Annotated in this window: 20 protein-coding genes and 3 pseudogenes; 6 read left to right on the top strand and 17 right to left on the bottom strand. The window is 46.2% G+C overall.

Features of this window, described 5'->3' with window-relative positions:
* Positions 1–56 precede the first annotated feature (56 nt).
* The 5 genes and pseudogenes from PAV_RS12145 to PAV_RS12125 form a co-directional block, all read right to left on the bottom strand.
* The gene (locus PAV_RS12145) at positions 57–1,229 is read right to left on the bottom strand and encodes a WXG100 family type VII secretion target (RefSeq protein ID WP_005546512.1); all 1,173 of its coding nucleotides are present in this window, start codon (positions 1,227–1,229) and stop codon (positions 57–59) included.
* 4 nt (positions 1,230–1,233) lie between these two features.
* Complete coding sequence (locus tag PAV_RS12140) at positions 1,234–2,094, bottom strand: hypothetical protein (protein WP_005546509.1); 861 nt, start codon at positions 2,092–2,094, stop codon at positions 1,234–1,236.
* An 18-nt stretch (positions 2,095–2,112) separates the two neighbouring features.
* A pseudogene (essC, locus tag PAV_RS12135) lies at positions 2,113–6,130 on the bottom strand (type VII secretion protein EssC).
* A gap of 30 nt (positions 6,131–6,160) precedes the next feature.
* A complete protein-coding gene (locus PAV_RS12130; RefSeq protein WP_005546505.1) occupies positions 6,161–6,496 on the bottom strand; it encodes a hypothetical protein in 336 nt (111 codons plus the stop codon).
* Positions 6,497–6,730: 234 nt separating this feature from the next.
* Positions 6,731–7,696, bottom strand: a complete 966-nt coding sequence (locus PAV_RS12125) for a helix-turn-helix transcriptional regulator (protein ID WP_005546504.1) — start codon at positions 7,694–7,696, stop codon at positions 6,731–6,733.
* 108 nt (positions 7,697–7,804) lie between these two features.
* Between PAV_RS12125 and PAV_RS34625 the strand changes: the two are divergent.
* A pseudogene (locus PAV_RS34625) lies at positions 7,805–8,170 on the top strand (VOC family protein).
* A gap of 26 nt (positions 8,171–8,196) precedes the next feature.
* Entirely contained in the window at positions 8,197–8,502 is a 306-nt protein-coding gene (locus tag PAV_RS12115; protein ID WP_005546501.1) for a GNAT family N-acetyltransferase, read from the top strand.
* 165 nt (positions 8,503–8,667) lie between these two features.
* Here the strand turns inward: PAV_RS12115 and PAV_RS12110 are convergent, their stop codons facing one another.
* A complete protein-coding gene (locus PAV_RS12110; protein WP_005546499.1) occupies positions 8,668–9,267 on the bottom strand; it encodes an HD domain-containing protein in 600 nt (199 codons plus the stop codon).
* Between the two features lie 187 nt (positions 9,268–9,454).
* Here PAV_RS12110 and PAV_RS37590 point away from each other — a divergent pair.
* Positions 9,455–9,640 (top strand): annotated as a pseudogene (locus tag PAV_RS37590) (hypothetical protein); the annotation flags it as partial.
* A 13-nt stretch (positions 9,641–9,653) separates the two neighbouring features.
* Positions 9,654–9,821 (top strand): hypothetical protein, encoded by a 168-nt coding sequence (locus PAV_RS37585; protein WP_420798662.1) that lies wholly within the window; start codon positions 9,654–9,656, stop codon positions 9,819–9,821.
* Positions 9,822–9,879: 58 nt separating this feature from the next.
* Here the strand turns inward: PAV_RS37585 and PAV_RS12105 are convergent, their stop codons facing one another.
* Positions 9,880–10,644 carry a class II aldolase/adducin family protein gene (locus tag PAV_RS12105; RefSeq protein ID WP_005546495.1) on the bottom strand — a complete coding sequence of 255 codons (765 nt, stop codon included), beginning with the start codon at positions 10,642–10,644 and terminating at the stop codon, positions 9,880–9,882.
* Between the two features lie 266 nt (positions 10,645–10,910).
* Here PAV_RS12105 and PAV_RS12100 point away from each other — a divergent pair, with 266 nt between their 5' ends.
* Positions 10,911–11,630: a DeoR/GlpR family DNA-binding transcription regulator gene (locus tag PAV_RS12100; protein ID WP_238555811.1), complete on the top strand. Its 720-nt coding sequence runs from the start codon at positions 10,911–10,913 to the stop codon at positions 11,628–11,630.
* Positions 11,631–11,755: 125 nt separating this feature from the next.
* On the opposite strand, the gene mtnA is transcribed toward PAV_RS12100, so the two are convergent.
* The 10 genes from mtnA to PAV_RS12055 all read right to left on the bottom strand — a co-directional run bounded on the left by mtnA (position 11,756) and on the right by PAV_RS12055 (position 21,119).
* Entirely contained in the window at positions 11,756–12,856 is a 1,101-nt protein-coding gene (mtnA, locus tag PAV_RS12095) for an S-methyl-5-thioribose-1-phosphate isomerase (RefSeq protein ID WP_005546492.1), read from the bottom strand.
* Positions 12,857–12,876: 20 nt separating this feature from the next.
* Complete coding sequence (gene mtnK / locus PAV_RS12090; RefSeq protein ID WP_005546489.1) at positions 12,877–14,100, bottom strand: S-methyl-5-thioribose kinase; 1,224 nt, start codon at positions 14,098–14,100, stop codon at positions 12,877–12,879.
* Between the two features lie 21 nt (positions 14,101–14,121).
* The gene (locus tag PAV_RS12085) at positions 14,122–15,123 is read right to left on the bottom strand and encodes an ABC transporter permease (protein ID WP_005546487.1); all 1,002 of its coding nucleotides are present in this window, start codon (positions 15,121–15,123) and stop codon (positions 14,122–14,124) included.
* 2 nt (positions 15,124–15,125) lie between these two features.
* Positions 15,126–15,962 carry an ATP-binding cassette domain-containing protein gene (locus PAV_RS37240; protein WP_338010900.1) on the bottom strand — a complete coding sequence of 279 codons (837 nt, stop codon included), beginning with the start codon at positions 15,960–15,962 and terminating at the stop codon, positions 15,126–15,128.
* The gene (locus tag PAV_RS37235) at positions 15,886–16,641 is read right to left on the bottom strand and encodes an ATP-binding cassette domain-containing protein (RefSeq protein WP_005546483.1); all 756 of its coding nucleotides are present in this window, start codon (positions 16,639–16,641) and stop codon (positions 15,886–15,888) included. Before PAV_RS37235 ends, PAV_RS37240 begins: the two co-directional genes overlap by 77 nt.
* Before the next feature lie 106 nt (positions 16,642–16,747).
* Positions 16,748–17,866 (bottom strand): sugar ABC transporter substrate-binding protein, encoded by a 1,119-nt coding sequence (locus tag PAV_RS12075; protein WP_005546481.1) that lies wholly within the window; start codon positions 17,864–17,866, stop codon positions 16,748–16,750.
* A gap of 713 nt (positions 17,867–18,579) precedes the next feature.
* Complete coding sequence (locus PAV_RS12070; RefSeq protein WP_005546479.1) at positions 18,580–19,554, bottom strand: alpha/beta hydrolase; 975 nt, start codon at positions 19,552–19,554, stop codon at positions 18,580–18,582.
* 107 nt (positions 19,555–19,661) lie between these two features.
* Complete coding sequence (locus tag PAV_RS12065; protein ID WP_005546478.1) at positions 19,662–20,045, bottom strand: DUF2500 domain-containing protein; 384 nt, start codon at positions 20,043–20,045, stop codon at positions 19,662–19,664.
* Between the two features lie 44 nt (positions 20,046–20,089).
* Complete coding sequence (locus tag PAV_RS12060) at positions 20,090–20,623, bottom strand: GNAT family N-acetyltransferase (RefSeq protein ID WP_005546476.1); 534 nt, start codon at positions 20,621–20,623, stop codon at positions 20,090–20,092.
* Positions 20,624–20,648: 25 nt separating this feature from the next.
* Positions 20,649–21,119, bottom strand: a complete 471-nt coding sequence (locus PAV_RS12055; protein WP_005546475.1) for a DinB family protein — start codon at positions 21,117–21,119, stop codon at positions 20,649–20,651.
* A 152-nt stretch (positions 21,120–21,271) separates the two neighbouring features.
* On the opposite strand from PAV_RS12055, the gene PAV_RS12050 reads away from it, so the two are divergent.
* Positions 21,272–21,787 carry a DUF2165 family protein gene (locus PAV_RS12050; RefSeq protein WP_005546472.1) on the top strand — a complete coding sequence of 172 codons (516 nt, stop codon included), beginning with the start codon at positions 21,272–21,274 and terminating at the stop codon, positions 21,785–21,787.
* Positions 21,788–21,901: the final 114 nt, after the last annotated feature.

Here is a 21,901-nt window from a genome sequence, read left to right as displayed (position 1 = left end):
TTGTTGTATAGTGCTTATGTCACAAATTAAAACCGTCTGTTAAACCTATTGGAGCATCAGCTAGGAAGCAACTTGCCTGCACTGGCACTTCCGAACATATTGGTTACCTTGTTTACAACTTTGCCGGCTGCCTTTGTCGCACCGCTTTTCACCGCTTTAACCCCTTCCTGAACAGCTTCAGTAGCTGTTTTCGTTCCACTTGTAACGGTATCAGACACAGTATCCACTACAGTATCTACGGCATCCACCGCATGGGTCTTGATCGATTTGCCATTAATCGTGACCTCTGTAACCATGGAGATCGCTGCTCCAGTCGCAAGGCCTACTCCTGCACCAACAATTGTGCCTGCAACAGGAACGACTGATCCGACCCAAGCGCCCACTGCTGCGCTTGCTGCCATCGTGCCGACTCCAATCGAGCCATTTACGACTGCACTAGCTGCAGCACGACTTGGGCCTCCTTTGTCATAATCAGTCATAACTGCCGTTCCTGTATCATATGCCAGCCCAGCATATCCAAGCTTCGCACTCCAGCCTTTAATGGATAGCGACTCTTTCGCTGCAACTGCCGGATCTACGAATTTCCATACATTCGTATGATTCGCTGCATTAGATGCCGCATATCTCGTTCCCTGTATCCCCTCAGACAGCGCGAACTTGGATCTCGCCCCACTGATGGTCGCATAGCCATCTCCACGCACATTGACATTGAACCCACTCTTCCCCATATTCATCATGCGATAACCATCTTTCCCATAACCATACATTTCAGGAACCGTAGGCTTCCAGTTCCATCCTGATCCCTTATCCTCTTGCTTACCAATTGCTCGCACAACCGCATTCGGATTCGATATGGCTCCTACCTGAGTCCCTACAGCAGGGATAATTAACGATGCCCCCCCAATCCCGATCGTTGAATATAGTGACGCCGCCGAACCGATCTGGTAAGCTTGACCCAGTATCGGGTGCGCTTGCTGATCAGCCGTTTGGAACTGATCAGCCTTGGATTGAAGCTGCTTGCTTAATTCGTACAAAAGCGTATGTATTTGAGCAGATAACCGTGCAGCCTGCTGCCATTTCTCTTCGACAGCAGTCTTAATAGATGCCTCCCACTCTATTGATTGAAGAGACCGTTCCAATGACGATTGAATAGCTTCCAATTGCTCCGCTGTTGCCTTCAGCTGACGGCTCCCCTCACGAAGCGCATCCGGCGTAACGATAATGCGCACGATATCACCTTCCTTCCTCCATAGAATGCTGGCGATTCCAATCGATTAACATACTCTCCAGCTGTTCCTTCGTTGTTAAAGTTGCAGTTAACCAATCCTCATCTCCCTTAGAACTCTGCCGTATGAGCCAATTTCGAGCTCCTCCGACAAGAAACGCAGCTCCCTGCACATCCCACGTCTTCTCATTCCATACGAGAAATAACATCTCACCAGATGCTGTCCGATGCTTCAGAGAATGCGCAAGCGCAACTGCTCCCTCTTCCTCCCCATCGAAGGTCATAAGCTGGCTGACCATTTGTTCAACGGTTAGTTCATTTGCTTGTTCATATAGCTTGTGAAAGTGCCTCTTAGACAGCATAACAGCCGTTATATCGCTCTCATCCTGCTCGGCCCAATGCATCCGATTCACAATGACAGAACATGCTTCATTCGTCGAACCATATTCAAGAAAGTAGTACATATCCGCTTGTTCCTGAGCCTGTACTCGTTCTATAGTCAAGTCATCCGTAAAGTGAAAATACCCTTCATATTCCTTGCGACCAGGCTCAGCGACTGTATCAAGGAAGCGAACCCAGCAAGAGCGATTCGCCAATCCCGTCACAGCTACAGTCGAATATACGTGTGATGGTATCCCAAGCTCTACGCCGCCTGGAGCTTCGGTCAAATAACCTTTACGCAGAAGCGATGCTTTGACTTTGTTCCATTCTTCTGTAATTTCCTCTGTCAAGTATCCGCGGAATGGATCCTCGACCCCCAGCAAGCGATCCGACCCAATAATGCCGGCTAGAAAATACAGTTCTTTTTTGCTAAGCTCAATACCGCTTCTGCCATCATGAGCTTGCTGATGCGGCTCATTGCTTGTCATCAATGTTTCCACCCCCCATCAGACCCGCACTTTCCAACGCCTGCTTATCTGTGTTGTCCATGCGGCCGGAGTCCATTTTTCATCGTACGGTACAACCGTCTTTATTTTCACAAATTTCCGCTTTACAAAATAACCTTGCCCTGGAGGGAGAACTTTAGACCCATTTAAGCTCGAAGTTTGGGACTCCGAGATCGGAATACGGAAAAAGACAGATCATTCGCATCAATCGATCCAAATAAAAACCGGCTTGCGAAGCCCGAACATCATTGAACCAATCAACGCCGAATGTCGGAAAATCAGATGGTACGCCAGCTAACACCATATGTACCCCTCTGTCCCTTCCTTGACGGACGATAGCAGACAGTTGATCCTTCACCGTGTAGTCGGTCAGCTGCTTGCACAGCATATCCGCATCATCCATTACTAGCAGTATTAACGGATAGCCACCGTCCTTGCTCCGAGTCGTCACTTCACTATATACATGTTGGACAAATCCAGGAATTCGCTCTTCCTCTGTTACGATTTCTCTTACATGAGGCAGATCTTTCAAGGAAGCAATTCCATTATCCCCATATCGTACATCGATTGCATAGATATGCAGCTGTTCAGGAGACATGTAATAAGCTAAGGACAACATCCAACTGATTAAGAACGTCGTTTTGCCACATTCCATAGGACTAGCCACGATGAAGTGCGGGCCTTCCTTCAAGTTAATTAAATACGGTTCCAAATCATCGGTACGAACACCGACCGGAACAGGATGCCACCGCTCTGCTTGGAGAAGCTCCGCGCTGCTGTCTTCCAGGTTCTCTTCGTTCAGCTTCAACAGATCACTTAGTCGAATTCTCTCTGGAAGGCTTCGTATCAGTGGAGCAGCAGTCCCTTGCCATGCTTTATCCAACATCCGTATTTGTGAACGCAGCTCCTGTACCCGATCCACATCGCTCTGTCCTTCAGCAGGGTATGCCGTTTGGAACTCAACAGGCGCTCCCTTCCACTTTACAAGGCCACGTCCGGCCTGAAGCCCTCCTAAAGCTCTAGTCGGCCTTCCGACAGCAAAATAATAATCGCTCGGATCAGCCAATTCGTACGATACAGCATTCGAAATATTGCTTCTATACTTGTCAAAAATGTCGGTTACACGGTTGGCTGTAATTACAAAAGTAATAGCCAAACTTCCTCCTTCTCGAAGGAGATATTCAAGGCGCTCATTTTCATCCGGATAGGAGGTACGGAAGTTTGAGTAACCGTCAATGACTATAACAATATTCGGCACAGCCTTCTTCGTCACCTGCCGATACGAAGCAATCGTCTTCATACCAGCTTGAGACAGCAATTCCATTCGTTCCGTGACCATCGCTTGCAAATAACGGAACAGTCTCTTTATTCGATCTTCATCGTCACCCGCAATGACTGCCCCGATATGAGGAAGGGCTGCATAATCATTCATCATTCGCCCCGTGTCCACAACATAACCGTGCCAAGTCTCTGGATCGTATTGTCGGGCAAGAGACATGAGGAGTGTCTGAACGAAGGTCGTCTTCCCAGTTCCCGGCATGCCGTATACAGCCCAATGCTCATGATCCAAGTCAATGCCAAGCGGTTCCTGCCGCTGGTTCATTACATCATCCAATAGGCCGACGACAGGCTGTAATCCCTGTGTTCCATCGCCAACAACATCTAACGCCCCCGGTTGTTTGTACAATTCGCTTAACTCCAGTTCATGAGGCAGAGGTGCGAGCCAAGGACCCTGAAGCCTAGCAATTCCCTCTCGATCTGCCGCCTCCACAGCCAGCTCAATGAATGCTTGAAGCTGCTTCTTCGGCTCCTCTTCTTCATAAGCGGATGATAAGGTATCACTATGAAGGAGCGGCTCTCTCTTCCCGTTAAGGCGAACCTCGCTCACTTCAATGCGCAGCGGACGCCCTTCTTTGGGCTTGACTAAATAAGGAGCTCCACTCCAAGCAAATTGCAGTTCTTCGAATACTTCATCACTTCCAACCTGGAAGTAGCCGCGCCCAGGATGTGTAATCCAAGCAGCGTTAGGAATTTTCAACATATCCCGGCTGTCACCTTCACTTTGCACACGCAAGCAGATGCGGAATCGTGTATTACTCCATATTTTCTCATCTACCACACCCGCCGGCTTCTGGGTAGCGAGTAACAAATGAACTCCTAGCGTGCGGCCTATTGCCGCAATACTGATAAGCTCATCCATGAATTCAGGCTGATCTTTCTTAAGCTGAGCGAATTCATCGATAATAATCATTAAATGCGGCAGCGGCTTTTGATGCCGTAGTGACGACTTGTAGTATTCATCGATATGCTGCATATTTCCAGCATCATTCAATACGCGCTGTCTACGTATGAGCTCAGCACGCAACGACACCTTCGCACGTTCAATCAGGTTATCGTCCAAATTCGTAATGGTACCCACAACATGCGGAAGCTTCCCAAATATATTAGACATCCCACCGCCCTTATAATCAATCAGTAGGAATACAACATCATGAGGGTGGTAGTTAGCAGCAAGAGAAGCAATCAATGACTGAATAACTTCACTTTTGCCCGAGCCTGTCGTTCCTGCGATTAGACCGTGCGGACCATGGCCCTTCCGTTCAATCTTGTCATGCAGATTTAAGGAAACAAGCTTCCCGCCGGCACGAACACCGACAGGTACAGGCAGCGTATCTGGATATCGATTCTGATTCCAATGATTCGCCAGTTCCAACTGCTCAGCTTGTTCAACCCCAAACATATCGAACAAGGTTAAAACAGGAGGTAAATCCGTGGCAGCCGAGCGCTTCAACCGGATTGGCGCCATATAACGAGCCAGCGTGTCAATTTTGTCATCTGACAAATGATCCATATGAAAAGATTGCTGTATAATTCCTTCCTGATCCGTTTTTTGCGTTGACACTCCTGCTCCAGCGCCCACCTCTACAATTAGCCGGCATTGCATTGGAAGCCGTTCCTTGCGATCGGACATTACAATGGTGCAGCTATCCACACGGCCTGCTTCTTCCAATAGAATTGGGTATAACGGCTCTTCCTCTATCAGTAAACTGTCGGGCAGCAGCACAACATAGATCGGAAGCGCCTTTTTCTTCTTTCCACTTGTCTGGAAGCTCTTGCGACGATTCAAAATACCGTAGAGTTGATCTGCCAGTTGATGCACCATGCTTCGCCGATCCGCCAAGTAGCGGACAGTCCGCTCATCATTCCATGTATGCGGCAGCCATCTTAGCCAGCTCCAGTCATCCGCATCGCGTTCATCATAGAGGGCAGCGAGTTTCACTTCATCAGGTGAATGCTTAGTCGTTAGCTGGGCAATCACAATACGCACCGCATCCATTACCGCAGCCTTATCGCCGACAATACCTATTACCTTGGAATCATACAACGGCAAAGTAATGGGAGCCGCTTCGACAGTACGAAAGTCTTGTTCAAGCTTGTGAGCTGCATCAATGAGCGGATCCTTCTCATATCCATCTATTCTAGGGGTAAGTATGGGCATATAAAAAGGCACTTCTCCGGTGCCAATGCGGACTTCCATAAAATCATCGTCGGTCGGCCCGCGCTCCCACAGGCTACTATTACGATTTTTCACAATTTGGTAGCACACATCCGGATCACCATGAATCGCTTGCATAGCCGCTCGTTGTTCTTCCTGCTTCGCTTCAAGTTCGAGTCGGTGCTTCTCTAGTTGAGCCATGTACATCCGACTTCGTTCTTCCTTTTTGCGTTGGTAGGCCTTTTTGTTGCTTAGATATAGAAAGAAAGGCAACGTATAGGACATAAGCATCATAGAGATGGTTATCATTTGAAACATCATATAATTGCTGCTGCCCATCTTGCCTGACATAGACATATATATGTAAAAACCGATGCTGACCAATGTCATTACAATCGGAATAATGATGGTAACTATAGAGAACGTCGGTCTCGACGGTTCTGCAGGAGGACGCAATATTTCAAGCTTCTCCTCAGGCAATTCCGGCTTGATTCGAGGCGATCTCTGATACATTACATTCACATCGAACAACTCCTCGTCTCGTTCCTCTTCTCACGATTCTGCTTGATCATCCATTTCATCGAGTTGGAACAAGGAACGACTTCCATACGATGGGATTGCCTCATTCGTCGTGGAAAATGCTCGCTGCACACGGATATACGCGCCTTCACGGACACCCGCCTCCAGCAATCGCACCTGTTCAGAAACAGTAATCCACAGCCCTTCAGGTTGCTTGACCTCCAATATATATTGCATATGATTTTTAGGCGGTTCACCGAATAGCTTCAACCCGAGAATGGCCTTGAGCTGCACCCCTGTGCAATCATCCGCTACATCGATGTCGAACCAATCACGGCTCTGTCTGCCAAAGGAGACGGTAAGGATCATAAGCGCGACACCTCTTTTACAATCATGAAGCGATATTATAACCTTAGCATCATATGGTTAATAATGTCAATTCATGTCGGAACTCTATTCTAATACGATCTTCCTATTTTTACTAATCCAAATCGATTACTTCTCTGTTTAGTATATATTGGGATGATACAATTTCAATATGCCCAAAGACGGGGTTTCTCCCCTGTTTATCCCCCTAATAGACTGGTCATAGAGATACAATATTTAGCTTTTGTTCCCTCGATAGTGCGCAACTACCTGCTCTGCCTTCTGATGAATAATATTTACGATCTCCATCGGTTCAAGGACATAGGCATCCGTTCCCATACCGAATAAAATATCTGCTAAATAACTGATTTCGGAACCTGCTATGTCCATATGAATGAATCCAGTTCCTTCTTCACGCACCGTCATCGCTTTATCCAGCCATGGATCGGCTTGACATTTCCGTACGCCAAGCTTGGTCAACTCAACACGCAAAGGAACATGAACGGAGCCGTCTTTATGTTGTGGAGGTTCGAACCACTCCTCCAAGGTCAATAGATTGATCGGCACATCGGTATGTATACGCTCCACTTCTGCTACTTCAAGCATGCAATCCGCTCGGAACAATCGGTATCCTCTTCTCTTCATACAATAAGCTGGGCAATACCAATAGCCGTTGTGGGCATACAATCCGATTGGGACAATTTCTCGCATTTCAACTCTCCGAGTAGAAGCATACCTGATTTGAAGTGTTCTTTTGTCCAGTGAAGCATGAAGCAAATGCTGCAAATGAGGGATATCCTGTTCACGAGGGGGAACCCAGAATCGCACACAGCGCTGCATGGCATCAATTTGCTTTTGAGTCGCAGCAGGAAGTACTTGATAAAATTTCGACAATGCCTGCATAGCCTCTTTACCAAACGGTATCGTCTTATACTCCTGCAGCAATTGAACTGCAAAAAAGATTGCAAATGCCTCTTCCTCCAGAAATGAAAGCGGCGGAAGCAGCTTTTCCTTCAGCAAGCGAAATCCGCCATTTCGCCCGTACTCTGTATATAATGGAACGCCTAATTCCTCTAAATGACGCAAATCTCGCAATATCGTTCGAACAGACACACCGCATTCTTCAGCTAGCTCCCGAGCCGTGAATTGCTGTTTCTTATTTACAAGCATCATTAATTCAATCATTCGCTGGGATTTATTCATGTCGGAACGCCTCCTACCTGTAATAAAGAATAAGCTATAAACTATGACATCTTTTGTCATGGTTAGATGTTACCGTATAGACAGTTTCCATTACAAGGAGGATTTTATATGATTAGAAAAATGGAGTGTGCCGCATTATATACGGCAAATGTCGAACAATCTGTTGATTTTTACACTGCGATTGGATTAAAGAAAAGCTGGATCATTGAACGTCCTTTGCCAGATGGCGGTACATGGACAATTGTCGGGATGTCTTTTCCTGAAGAGCACAGTTCAGAGCTCGTCCTGTAGAACAACAAAGAGTTGAAGGAGATCGATATTGAGCTGCTGGTTGACGATGTATATGATACCTATGCTAAGCTCAAAGAAAGATCAGATATTCATTGGATTCGCGAACCGTTCCCTACCGAATCTGGCCATGTGGCCGTGATGGAGGCTCCCGATCATAATGTGTTCGTTCTAGTAGGAAAATAGGGAAGAGTTAGTTAGGATGGATCTTCATGCAAATCCGATTGGCGAAATGGGAAGAGACTCCCGCAATTATACGCTTTTTCTCCAATACAATAGATCTGCGCCACGATGGCATGGCGAGCGGGGAGCTGTACTGTCCTGATGGAGTCGCTGCTGCCATAAGACGTAAACAGTTGCTCGTCGCAGTCAGCGGTCTTTGTATAGCAGGCGCCCTGCAATTCTACCCGCGAAAAGGGAGCGAACGTATTTCACTATATCAATTTGCAGTAGCTGAAACGTATAGAGGCCAGCATTTGCTGCGACAAATGCTGGATACGCTCCCCCCCATCCAATAGAAGCTGCTTGTCCCGCTCGATCTAGCTTCAATGCGTACTATGAGCATAATGGATGGGCGCTGGAGGGCGCCAGTGAAACCCGCAATCGTTGGGTGCTTGATGTATAACTATAAAAACGAGGGAAGGACTATATTGTCCTTCCCTTACATCGTTTCACTTGCTTATTTATGGGGCAAGATAGCCTTTTTCCACTGCGCTTCGAATGAGTTGTTCTGCCAGCTTGCCCAGTTCAGGGGCTCCATCGCGAATCGCTTGAATCCGCGCCAACACCTTATCGCTCGTCACCTTATGCTCCTTCCACGACTTTCCTTCTGTCAAATAGTTATGCAGCAAAGGCTGAAGTCGATCCAACGCGGCAGCAAATTGAGCCTCCTGTGTTTGACGCTGCTCATATTCCGTCCATAATTGAGTAAGCTCAAGCTTCTGATCTTCCGGTAGAATGCCAAATAAACGCTTGGCCGCCTTCGACTCACGTTCGTACTTGCTTGCATTCCCCTCTGCATCATACGCAAAAGTATCACCCGCATCAATTTCGACCACGTCATGGATTATCAACATTTTGAGTACGCGGAGCAGATTCAAGTTTCGTTCACTTGTATATTCGTGCAGCAGTATCGCCATTGCGGTCAAATGCCAGGTATGCTCTGCATCATTTTCATGGCGGCTTCCATCAAGCAAATAAGAACGGCGAAACACATTCTTCAATTTATCAATTTCCTTCACAAATTCAATCTGCTTCATTAATCTTTCATCTATGCCCGCCATGATCGTCATTCTCCTTCATCATTCTAACGTTATCCGGTGCAGAATCGTTTCCTGCAGACGCTTATATCTATTATTATCTCATAGCAATCGTGAATTGCATAATGGCAAAAACACGATATTCCATGATCTTGTCCAAAATTCAATAAATTTTTCCTAGTGCTTTGGAAATAGAGGAACTATAATAACGATGATCCATGATACCTATTCGAAGAGAGAGGAGCATATAACAATGACAACTTCGAGATGGAGCAAAATGATAGCCGTAAGCACAGCCTGCATCATTACTTTGACCTCATTGACTTCTGTTGCATCAGGCCATCCTGGACGTACTGACGCTAAGGGCGGCCATACTTGCAAAACCAATTGCGCCAAATGGGGACTAAAGAATGGGGAATACCATTATCATCATGGCAGTTCTTCATCTTCATCCAAAAAAGGCGGCTCTAGCAAGTCCTCATCCCCAAAAAAATCCAAATCTACGAAATCAACAAAATCAAAAAAATCTTCAAAAACAAGTAAAAACACAAATCAGCCCCAAACATCGGAGCAATTAGGCTCGCTTCGTGCTTGGGGCTGTTGCTATGTATTTATGACCATTTCGCTGCAGTCAGGTTATGACTCTAATTGCAATTGCGCAGCTACGCGTGCTGCCACCTTTTCAACCAATTGATCAAAAAGTTTTGTGTCTTCCCTTTCTCCTCTAAATGAGGGAAATCCGCCCCCCTTTACTCCCATTCGATTACGAATCGACAACAGTTCGGATACCTGATCACGCGACAATTCGTTCGCATGGCCAATCAGTCTGCTCGCATACATGTACATCAGTGCATAATGCTCCAATGACTCCATTCGGAAATAAGCCTCCGTCATATCACGCCCCCATGTCAGCGCGCCATGGTTGGCTAGCAGAACTGCATGATAATCCTTGCAATATGGCGCAATCGAATCCGGAACCTCTTGTGTTCCCGGTGTTGCATATGGAGCAACCGCCACTTTGCCTAAGTTCACGATTGCCTCAGGCGAAATCGCTTGATCAAGATCTATACCAGCAATCGCAAATGCGGTTGCCGCAGGCGGATGAGCATGGACAACCGCCCTCACTTCAGGATTTTCCGCGTATACTCGCAAATGCATTCGAACCTCGGAAGAAGGCTTATATGTACCTGCAAGCACGTTCCCCTTCATATCCATTTGTACCAGCATATCGGGTGTCATATAGCCTTTACTGACTCCCGTCGGCGTTGTCCAAATCGTATTCTCATCGGACTTTATTGAAATATTTCCGTCGTTGGCCGCAACATAGCTCCTTGCATACATCCTTCTGCCGATTTCACAAATGAAAGCTTTTACATCCATGTCTGAGTTGAGTTGTGTCATATTCACTCGTACCTCCTGTTATCAGGCTCGTGTCCATATTATGAAGAGGTGTTGGACGATCTCAGTCCTCAGCACGACCTACTTAAATTTTCGTACTTTACACATGTTTTGTCAATGTATTATGTTGCTTTATATTGTTTTATTACAGTTCATAAAATCGTAATTCCCGATCGGGATATGATATAATAAGATAAAATCGATTAAAAAGCGGAGAGATTGCACAACATGTTGCCAATAACCAGAAAAACAAAATTAAAGACATGATTATGGAAAAGAAAAGCGTAACCGTCGCAGAACTCACTTTACTCTTTCAAGTTACAGAGGAAACGATTCGAAGAGATCTGAAGCAGCTGGAGGAAGAAGGGATACTCACCCGCACTTACGGAGGTGCATATATTCCAGACGGTGTGCAAAACGATATAAATATTCAATTGCGCGAGCATATTCATGTCGATGGGAAGAAGCGCATAGCGGAGCAATGCGTACAGTTCATTTCAAACGGGGACTCTATTTTTTTAGACGCTTCCACGACCTCGCTATACCTTGCACAACAGATTCAGGATCAACGTCTGACTGTCGTCACCAATTCAATCAAAATCATCAATGAATTGTTGGATAAACCTAGTGTGCATTTAGTCATTATTGGCGGAGGAATATCTTCCGGCTCCATGTCGGCCTTAGGCAGAAATGCAGAATTGAATATGAAGAGCTATTTCTTCGACATGGCATTTCTTTCTTGCCGTTCCATTAGTCTTCAGCATGGGCTGACGGATTCAAACGAGCAGCAGGCTGAAGTACGACGCATTGCTGCAGAACGAGCGAACAAGGTATATTTAGCGGCTGACTATACCAAATTCGATCGAACCTCATTTGCAAGCATCTGCCCTTTGGATTGGATTCATACGATTGTGACCGATCAACGATTGGACGATACTTGGCGAGAAGCAGCCAACACGAAGGGAATTTCGCTTTACGAATGCGAATAATCGAATTACAGACATCAAAATAATCCCCCAACAGCAACTCGTCGCATCTCTATCTAGAAGTTGCTATTGGGGGATTTCTCTTATTTATAGATAATGATCGTATCGCATTTCTTCCATTAATCAATCTACCCCTGCTTTGCAATAGATTCCTTGCGGAACATGTCAGGCAGCGATTCTGCAAATGGGGGATACGCAATCCCATGCTGCGTCACGATTGCCGTAATTAGCGTGTGATCCGTGACGTCAAAGCTCGGGTTGTACACACTCACACCTTCTGGAGCCATCGGCTGTTCATACCACTTGCTTGTCACTTCACTATCCGGCCGCAGCTCAATACGGATGTCATCCCCGGTTTTGCATTCTAAATCTATCGTAGACAGCGGCGCGCATACATAGAACGGAATACCATAATGCTTGGCAAGGATAGCAACTCCTGAGGTGCCAATTTTATTTGCTGCATCACCGTTCGCCGCCACACGGTCGCAACCAACCAGCACGGCTTGTATTTTGCCTTCCTTCATGACAATGGATGCCATGTTATCGCAAATTAAGGTCACATCGACGCCGGCTTCCTTTAACTCCCAAGCTGTCAATCGAGCGCCCTGCAGCAGTGGCCGTGTCTCATCCGCATATACCTTGAATTGATAGCCTTGCTCTTGCCCTAGATGAATAGGAGCAAGCGCAGTTCCATACTTCGCTGTCGCGATAGCGCCCGCATTACAATGCGTCAAGATCCCCCAATTCGGCTGCAGCAGTGACAGCGCATGGCGCCCGATGCTCTCGCATACTTGCTCGTCTTCGGCTCGAATCGCCTCTGCTTCCTTCCTTAATGCTTCCTTAATCGCTGCAACGGAGTGTCCTTGTTCACGCTCCAGCCTCGCTTTCATACGATCCAAAGCCCAGAATAAATTCACTGCCGTCGGGCGCGACGAACCCAAGTACTGCTTCGCCTTGTTAAATTCTGCGGCAAATGCCTCATACGTATCGGCAGGGGAACCCTTCACAGCCAGATACACTCCAAATGCCGCTGCAATGCCAATTGCAGGCGCACCGCGCACCTTGAGGTGATAAATAGCGTCCCATATATCTTCTAGCTTCTGAAGCTCGAGATATACGGTCTCGTTCGGAAGACGTGTCTGATCCAGAATAACCAGCGTATCCTTCTCATCCTCTAATCGAACCGATGACATAGTGCTGACTGTATTGCTGCTGTTAACTTGACTCATCCTTCCACCCTCCCCTTCTTCTAGCGGCTGTACATTTCACTGCTTGAACTGATAATACGGAAATAATCACTGCCCTTTATCATATCAGAACGCTCCATAATCAGTCGCTTGCCCATCATGAGACACATCCGTTCAGCACGTTCTCTTGCAGCAGCATCTGCGATTGCTGCAATGTCCTTTACATGAGCGATACCAAGCGTTCGCCGGCACAATTCCAAGCCTGCGACACCCGCTGCATCCTGCATTATCGAATCGAGATAGTAGCGATCGAAGCCTGGATACGCAGCCGTCTTATCTCGAACAGAGGTGGACCACAGTGCCAAAAATTTGAACTGGAACCGGTCAACGATCTCCTGAATGGTATCAGCGAGCCATTCCTTGTGCTTCTCCTTCAAATCACCTGATTCCATCGTACACTCAGCATTCACATAGGCAAAAATAAGATTCGCCACAACGTTCCCTACGTCATAGCCTGCCGGCCCATAGAAAGCAAACTCAGGATCGATTACTTTCGTCGAATCCTGCTTGACGAAGATTGAACCTGTATGTAAATCACCATGGATGAGAGACTGTGCATGCGTCATGAATTCATACTTCATTTTCGCAGTTTCCAGCAACAGCGCTTTATCTGACCATAGATGCTCAGACGCAAATGCGCGAATCGGTTCATAAACATCGTTCCGCGCACAATCATAAAACGGTTCCGTATAAACTAGGTCTTCCGTAATCTCGCATAAGTCGGGATTAATGAAAGCCTTAACCCGCTCCTTCTTCTCCTTATGATTCATAACCACATCAGAAGTAAGCAGCAGTGTGTTCGCCATAAATGTCGTGATATGGTCGACAAACAGCGGGAATTGCTGCCGGTCTAATAATGCCGTACGCATAATCACATGATCGGACAAATCCTCCATCACACAGCAATTCATAATCGGGTCATAGTGATATACCTCAGGAACGAGCCCTGGTGCCAGCTCGTTGTGAATCTTCAATATCTCGCTTTCGATTCGATTGCGGTCAGGAGATACCTTGAATTCATCAGATATACGAGCAACAGGACCTGCTTGCTTAATAATAATAGAGCGCTGCGACTCCTCATCTACGAGCCGGAACACATAGTTCAAGTTGCCGTCGCCAATCTCCGTGCAGGTTAAGTTCGCATGTTCAGGAAATACATTCAGCTTCGTTAACGTATAGTCGATTACATCTGCTTCTTTCATTGTAAAGTACGTCGAATATTTCATATTCCTTTCCCTCCTGAAGCGTCATTTTTTCTTGTAATACGTTAAAGCCAACGCGAATGCAAGAACCGTTCCCTTCACAATGTCCATCGCGTAGTAAGGAACAGACATCATGACTAGACCATTCTGCAGGATACCAATGAGAATCGCTCCAACAAACGTACCAAATGCATTCGGCTTCCCTGCTCCCGCTACGGAAAAGCCGATGAAGGCAGCCGCAACAGCATCCATCAAATATGGAGCCCCTGCATTAACTTCTGCTGTCATGACACGAGAAGCAAGAATGATGCCGCCGATAGCTGCAAAACCGGCAGACATCAAATAAGCTATCACCCGATATTTATTAACCGCAATACCGGACAGCTTGGCAGCCTCCATATTCCCGCCAATAACGTACATATATCTGCCGTGCTTCGTATAATTCAGGAACACATGAACAATTATCACAACGATGAGCATGATGATAATAATCCAAGGAACTTGTCCAATCTTAGAAAATAGCGCGCTTATTTTACCGGTTGCAAATGACCCGTCTGGCATGACCATGTTTTGCGAGACAGTAGCGCCTCTTGTATACGTAAGCGCTAACCCTTGAATAATGAACATTGTCGCAAGTGTCATGAGCATGTCGGGAATTTTGACCTTCACAATCATAAAAGAGTTCACCACACCTGCAACCAGACACACTGCAATTGCTGCCAGAATGGCGACTAAGGAGTTTTGTGAATGCCAGACAAACATAGAAATGACTATCGCATTCGCAAGCGAAGCGACGGAACCGACCGATAGATCGAAGCCGCCAACTGCTAACGAAATCGTAATCCCGATCGAAATAATCGTAACGATAGAAATCGAGCGCAAAATATTAATAATATTGGACGGCAACAAAAAACTGTCTGACAGCGAACCAAAAACCGCAATTAATAGCAGAATGGTAATAATCGTACCGTATTTATATAGGAAATCGAAAAAGTCAAACGATTTGGGCGCTCTACTTGGAGCTTGACTACGACGAATTATACTCATGCCTATTTCCCTCCTGTTGAATAGAACAATAATTCTTCTTCATTCGTATCGTTCGTGTGCAGCTCCTTCACGATATGCCCGTCGTACAATACGTACACACGATCCGTAATCCCCACGATTTCCGACAATTCACAGGAGGCGTAGATTACACTCTTCCCTTGTTCTGCCAGCCTCGAAATGAGTTCGAAGATGTCCTTCTTTGCCCCAACGTCCACACCCTTCGTAGGCTCATCGAATATGTACACTTCCGCATCAGCCAATAGCCACTTGCCGATCGCCACCTTCTGCTGATTGCCCCCAGATAAATGTTGCACCTTTGTCTGCTCGTTAGGAGTCTTTATGTCCAGTTCCCCGATCAATCTTTCAGCTTCTTCTCTCTCTTTGCGGAATTGCAGAAAAGACCCCCACCTGCAAAACTTCGATAGATTCACAGCGGTGAGATTATTTACGACCGACTCAAATATTAATATTCCTTCCTTGCGCCGCTCTTCCGGCACAAGTGCCAGACCAGCCTTTACCGCATCATAGGAATTGCGAACTTTCAGCACACGTTCATGAAGGAGGGTCTGCCCTGCTCGAATGTCCGACGCCCCGAACATGGCCTTGCACAATTCCGTCTTGCCCGCTCCAACCAATCCGGCAATACCCACGATTTCGCCTTTGCACACGTGCATATTAATATTTGCAATTTTACAGGCATCTGACAGATTGCGAACCTCAAACTGCATATCGCCAATGGAACTGATCCGTTCAGGAAACTGCTCATCCAGCTTTTTTGCCCAGCATGAGCTCAACGGTTTCGTTTGGACTTGTATCCGAAATCCGCATCTTCGTAACAAGCTTTCCGTCCCTCATAATGGTGATATCGTCACAAATTTCGAACAACTCCGGCAAGCGGTGAGAGATAAAAATAACCCCCACATTTTCCGCCTTCAAATTGCGCACGATGCGAAACAGCTCCGCAGTCTCTGCGTGGCTCAGAGGTGCCGTCGGCTCGTCCAAAATTAGAAAACGGCATTTTTTCGAAATCGACCGCGCAATGAGCACCATTTGCTTTTCTGCCAGCGTTAATTCACTTATCAGCTTCTTGGTAGGTACCTGAACGTTCATCCTCCGCAAAATTTGAGCAGCTGCGGAATGTATAGCATTCCAACGCATCCAATGCTTCGATCCCATCGCGTGAACCATCTCATCCAGCATAATGTTCTCTCCTACCGTCAGATAGGGGACAAGCGCTGTATCAACTTCCTGGTATACAATCTGAATGCCAAGATCCTTCGCATGGCGAGGCGAACGAATCGTCACCAGCTCGCCATCCATCCGAATTTCGCCGGTATAGTGGCTGTAAGCACCCGACAATGCCTTCATCAAGGTTGACTTCCCTGCTCCATTAGCACCGATCAGCGCATGTGCAGTCCCTGTTTCTGTCGTGAATTGAACCCTGTTCAGTGCTTGTACACCGGGAAATTGTATTGAGATATCCTTCATTTCCAGGAGTATCTTGCTTGTCTTCTCCATCTCCCTGCCCCCTGTCACCGTAAGCAGGCAAGCGCTGCTTGTGCTGGCCGGTTGTTAAATCCGGCGCTTGCCTGTCCGCTGTCACTGTGTATACATGTAGCTCGTGTTATTGAGACTTATGAGCCTTCTTGAGCGCCTTCATCCAGTCTTCCTCGAATTCTGTGCTCATGCCCCAGCCTGGAATAATCTTATTGAGGCTCTCCATGTTGACACCATCGCCTAATGAGTTCAGTTGTACTTGAGTAATCAAGGTCGGCTTCAGATCATACTTTGGAGGTGTATCTTCGCCAGCAATCTTCTTCGCCAGCAAACGCAGGTTAACTGCGCCGATTACCTTCGGATCAACAGCAGCGGTTGAGCTCCATGGGCTGTCTTTCTCCTGCATCAATTGCAAGTCTGCGTTCGAGACGTCGATGCCATAAATTTTAATTTCTTCACGACCTGCTTCTTTCAACGCCCGCGCAGCTCCGATCGCGAACGCATCCCATGTTGCAAAGATTGCATCAATTTCGCCCTTGCCATGCTTGGTCAGCATCGCTGCGACTGCATTTTGCGTTTGTACCGATGTATCTGAAGCAGCAACGCCAAAGCGCTCTACTTCCTTAATGCCGGTATTAGCCTTCAAAAATTGCTGATAGATTCCGTTGCGGGCTACCATTGGAGGAAATCCGTCAACCCACAAATACACAATATTCCCCTTTCCATTGAGCTGTTTGTTCATGCTATCGAGAGCTAAGGTTGCTAATTGTCCATCATCCTGAGAAGTCATCGTTACGCCATTGACAGAAGATACTTCCGGAACAGAATCGAATGTAACGACCGGAATGCCCTTTTCTGTCAACTTTTTCACATCTTCAATCGTAGCAGCGTCATCACCGTGGGAAATAATAACCCCGTCATACTTCTTGTCCATTGCTTGTGCAATCGCATCATGAAACTTGGCAGAATCATTGTTCGCAGAGAACGTATCTACGACAAAGCCCATTGACTCGCCTTCCTGCTTCGCTCCTGCCAAAAATTGCGCAGTATGGTCGTCACCGCCGATTTTGCGAATCACCATGATTTTTATATTTTTCTCTTTAATTGATTGTGGAAGATCGGAAATCGCCCCCTTATCCACCTCCGCCTTGCTTGAGGAAGATTTGCTTCCCGTAGAGCACCCAGTTGCAACAAGCGCTACAGCCATTAAGGAAAGGACAAGTACTTTGAACATGCTTCGTTTCATCGAATACACTCCTCAACAATTTGGATAAATTAGATAATCCACGCGCCTCGTAATTGGTTTATTTTACCTGTATTTGATCTCATACTATCACCATCATTGTGGAATCGCAACGAATAATATTGTTTGTTTTGGAATTATGTTGTTTTCTGTCTGTTTCTAGTCGGCATCCCCCCTCATGCCTAATTACGTTAACAATCTGAATTGCGATGATCTTGGCAGCAAGCATCCCCCCTTAGCGAAATATACGCCTGTTCGAACTAGCTGCATAAGTGTGTAACGAACAGGGAGACAGTCCCTTATGAAATGAGAGATAACAGAATTAGAAAGATAGAATGTCGTCCTCTCAAACGTTGACTATTGTCATGATGTGTCTGTAAGAAAGGTCTAGGTTGATTGATGCATGATGAAATAGGCAACATGATCTCGTTCGGAGTGAATACTTGTGTTGCAGTTATGAATGGAGTGATCCCGAGAGGAGTACAAAATCTGCTATTTTTTGTCATGTAGTAGCCTATATTATACTATATTTATATGCTTACTAGTGTTATTTTTTTCAATGTTTCGACATCGTTTTCAGAAAACATGCTTCAGTCCTGAAACAAGGAGTTTGAAAAAAAGAGAAGAATTTCTGCATGCTGCAGTCATTCTTCTCCGTCATCGTCCTAATGCAGTGTATTAATATTTCTCATGAAACTGTACCAAATAGCAGAGCATCATGCTCCATTCGCAGCGTTATTTCCCCAGGTCTTATTTCCACCCTCGCCGTTGTGCTTATATACTGCCTGTAGGAAGTCATGCACGGCAGCCTCGTACTGCTGCCGAGCTGTAGGGTACGCATTCGCATGTACAGCGTTATCGATAATCACCAGCTTTGTCATTCCTACTGACTTCTCTCGATAGATCTGCTCACTCATGCGTGTCGGAACAAATGTATCTTCGCCACCGTGAATTAATAATAGCGGGATTGGTTTATCCGCAACCTCCTGAATCGGCTTCACCCGCTTCATCGAAAACTTCGCAAGTCGGTTCAGGCGCCGTTCCAGCAGTGCAATAAAAGGGAAATGCGGCACACGGTTCAATTCCTTCATCTGGTACTTCATTAAGTCTTCCATATCCGAATACGGGCAGTCCGCAATAATAAACTTAGCATGCTTATTGATGCCCGCATACATCAGCACCGTTCCTCCGCCCATGGACTGACCATGCAATCCAATATAAACATCGGAGCCAACTCGTTCACGTACCCATTCAACCCAGCGATCAAGGTCTTCACGTTCATAATAGCCGTACGTCGCATACATCCCTTCACTTCTGCCGTGACTGCGTTGATCGACAAGGAGCACATTATAACCCTCATCGATAAATAAGCGAATAAACTGCGATCCAATGATATGATTGGCCGTATAGCCATGTACGATAATGACAACCTTCTTGCGATCAGGATAAGGCTCGATATAGTACCCTCTTAGTACAAGACCATCAACCGAATTAATGGATACGTCCTCTTTATGAATGGCATCAAACTCCTGCCTGCTCATTAAGCCGAACCCTTCCACTGTCTCAAATGCCTTATCAAGTGTGCTTCGCTCCCACATGGTCACCTGGCGGAAAGCATACCGGCTCACCGCTAGTGTTGCAATAACGATGCATAGAATAAGGAATAGCGCTGTTGCTCCAATCCACCACATGTACAATCATCCTTTGTGTAGTTCCTAGTCAGTATGTTCTTTTATGATAGCCGCTTCCAAATGAATTCGCCAGTCGCAGTGCCGTTCATAGCATATCTACATCCAATTCATCGAACGTGATATCGCTCAAATCCCTGAAAGCGTGTCCCTTGAAACGTCAGCTTCCCCCGATCACCTGCAGCTAACATACCGTAATCCTTATTTTTTATACGAAACTCCAGCCGATCTCCGCTCTCTACCTCGAACGTTACGTAGTAATGCGTAGAATAGTGATTGTGATGGTTCGCATGATGCCGATGGGACACCTCAGTACGTTTATCCGTCACTATCGCTTCCACCGTAAGGATCGGTTGTTGATTATTATAATTCCATTGCATTATATTCTTAATGATCACAAAGAGGAAAATTGCTATAAATACAATAAAGAAAATCGGAAAGATGGCAGACATCGAATCGAACATGGAAAACGGTTCATTGAATCCTACCCCCATGCAGTGTCCTCCCCTTGAGCGAACTACAAGATGAACGCCTCATCTCAAACATCCAAATCCGAACCAATCGGAATCCAATATTTGCATATTCCATCTTTCAATTCACGCAGCGTTCCCCCATTGCCTTCGATCACTTTACGGGAACGAATATTATCTTTATCAACTGTCAGCAGCACTTCAGTAAGACCAAGACGGGCTGCTTCACGAACAAGCTCACGCAAAATCAAGGTGCCATAGCCCTTCCCCCGCTCATCAAGCCTGATAACGTACCCAATATGTCCGCCCCGTTCCAGCAGCGCCTCATTCAGTCTATGCCGCAGCTTTCCATAGCCGACTGCCTTACCATTCACATACAGCCAATAAATCGTCTGCTGGACATATTGGGGCTGTAGACCGATCCCTTGAGAAATGTTCCAATGCTGTCTCAAGAAACTTCGAAATTGCCCCCTCCTCATTCCGTACGCGCTATTTACAAAGCCGTTCTCCCCCGGTCCGATCGCTTGAAGCATTTCATACAGTTCGTACCCGTCCGTAAGCTGGAGAGGCCTCAACTCAATCTTCTGCTCTGCTTCATCCATTACGATTCAACCTCCATTCAACGCCTTATTCAAACATTAGAATTTTCGGCTCTGATGCATGCTCGCACAGCAATGTGAACAGTTGACCTCGATGATGCACCAAGTGAAGCACAATTTCCAGCATCCACTCGAAGCGAGAATAGGCTGTTCCCCAATAAGCATGTTTGATTTCCATCCATTGCTCCTCCGACCATAAATTCATTTCATCAACAAGAGAGCGATGGGATTTTGCGAGCGTATTTTTCATATCATCTATCGTGTTGGGCGTATGTATATGATAAAAATGTTCCATTTCCTCCTGAGTTGCTTCATTCATAATATGCAGATCAGCAGCACAAATGAGCGCCAAATGTGCAAGCATCTCCCACAAGGAACGTTTATTCGGCATTGGCTGCAAGTCCAATTGAGCATCCGTTACCTGTTCCATAATGCCATGAATCGACTGTACAGCTAGATCGAGCTGGTGTATAAGTGAGCGTTTATATGCGATATCCATATGAAGATCCTCCCTAGCATTCATGATGTAAATGTAATTCGATCAATTACTAAATTATACCACATAAACATTCATAAATTGACACCATATTCATGACTGTTATAGTAAAATTGTTAAATCATGACATAGAAAAAAAGGGGGAGTAATTGTAAATGGATCTTACGACAGGCATGCTGATCCGATTTACGAAAGCATTAGCCGTTTTATTCTTCGGGCTATATGTTTTCCTCGTTGCCTTTGGCAATATTACGGACTACAACACGAACTTTCAATTCGTGAAGCACGTACTAAGCATGGATACAACATTTCCCGACAATAACATTAGGTATCGCGCTATAACCGGAACGACACTTCATCACATCGGGTATATTGCGATTATTATTACCGAGGCAGCTATCGCACTCATTTGTATGTGGGGCTCCCTTCGTTTGTTTACTCACCTTAAGGCAGACTCGCCTTCGTTCCACAAGGCCAAAAAGGTATCCATCATCGGGCTCATACTAGGGTTATGTGTATGGTTCTTTGGCTTTCAGGTCATCGGGGGCGAATGGTTCGGTATGTGGATGTCTACGGAGTGGAATGGACTGTTAACCGCTGATCGACTGACAACATTCATGATGGGGGTACTGATCTTCCTGACTTTGAAAAATGATGAACTGAACGAATAATACCGGATTCTACCTGTAATACAGCAAGAAAGGCGCCGTGGCCAAATTCTAATTGACACCGACGCCTTTATCATTTTTTCATCAGCCTGGTTTTGACTGATCTAGTTCGCAAAC

The organism is Paenibacillus alvei DSM 29, from assembly GCF_000293805.1.
Lineage (GTDB): Bacteria > Bacillota > Bacilli > Paenibacillales > Paenibacillaceae > Paenibacillus_B > Paenibacillus_B alvei.
Note: the sequence above shows the minus strand (reverse complement) of the source record. Positions and strands in the feature narration are given on the sequence as shown.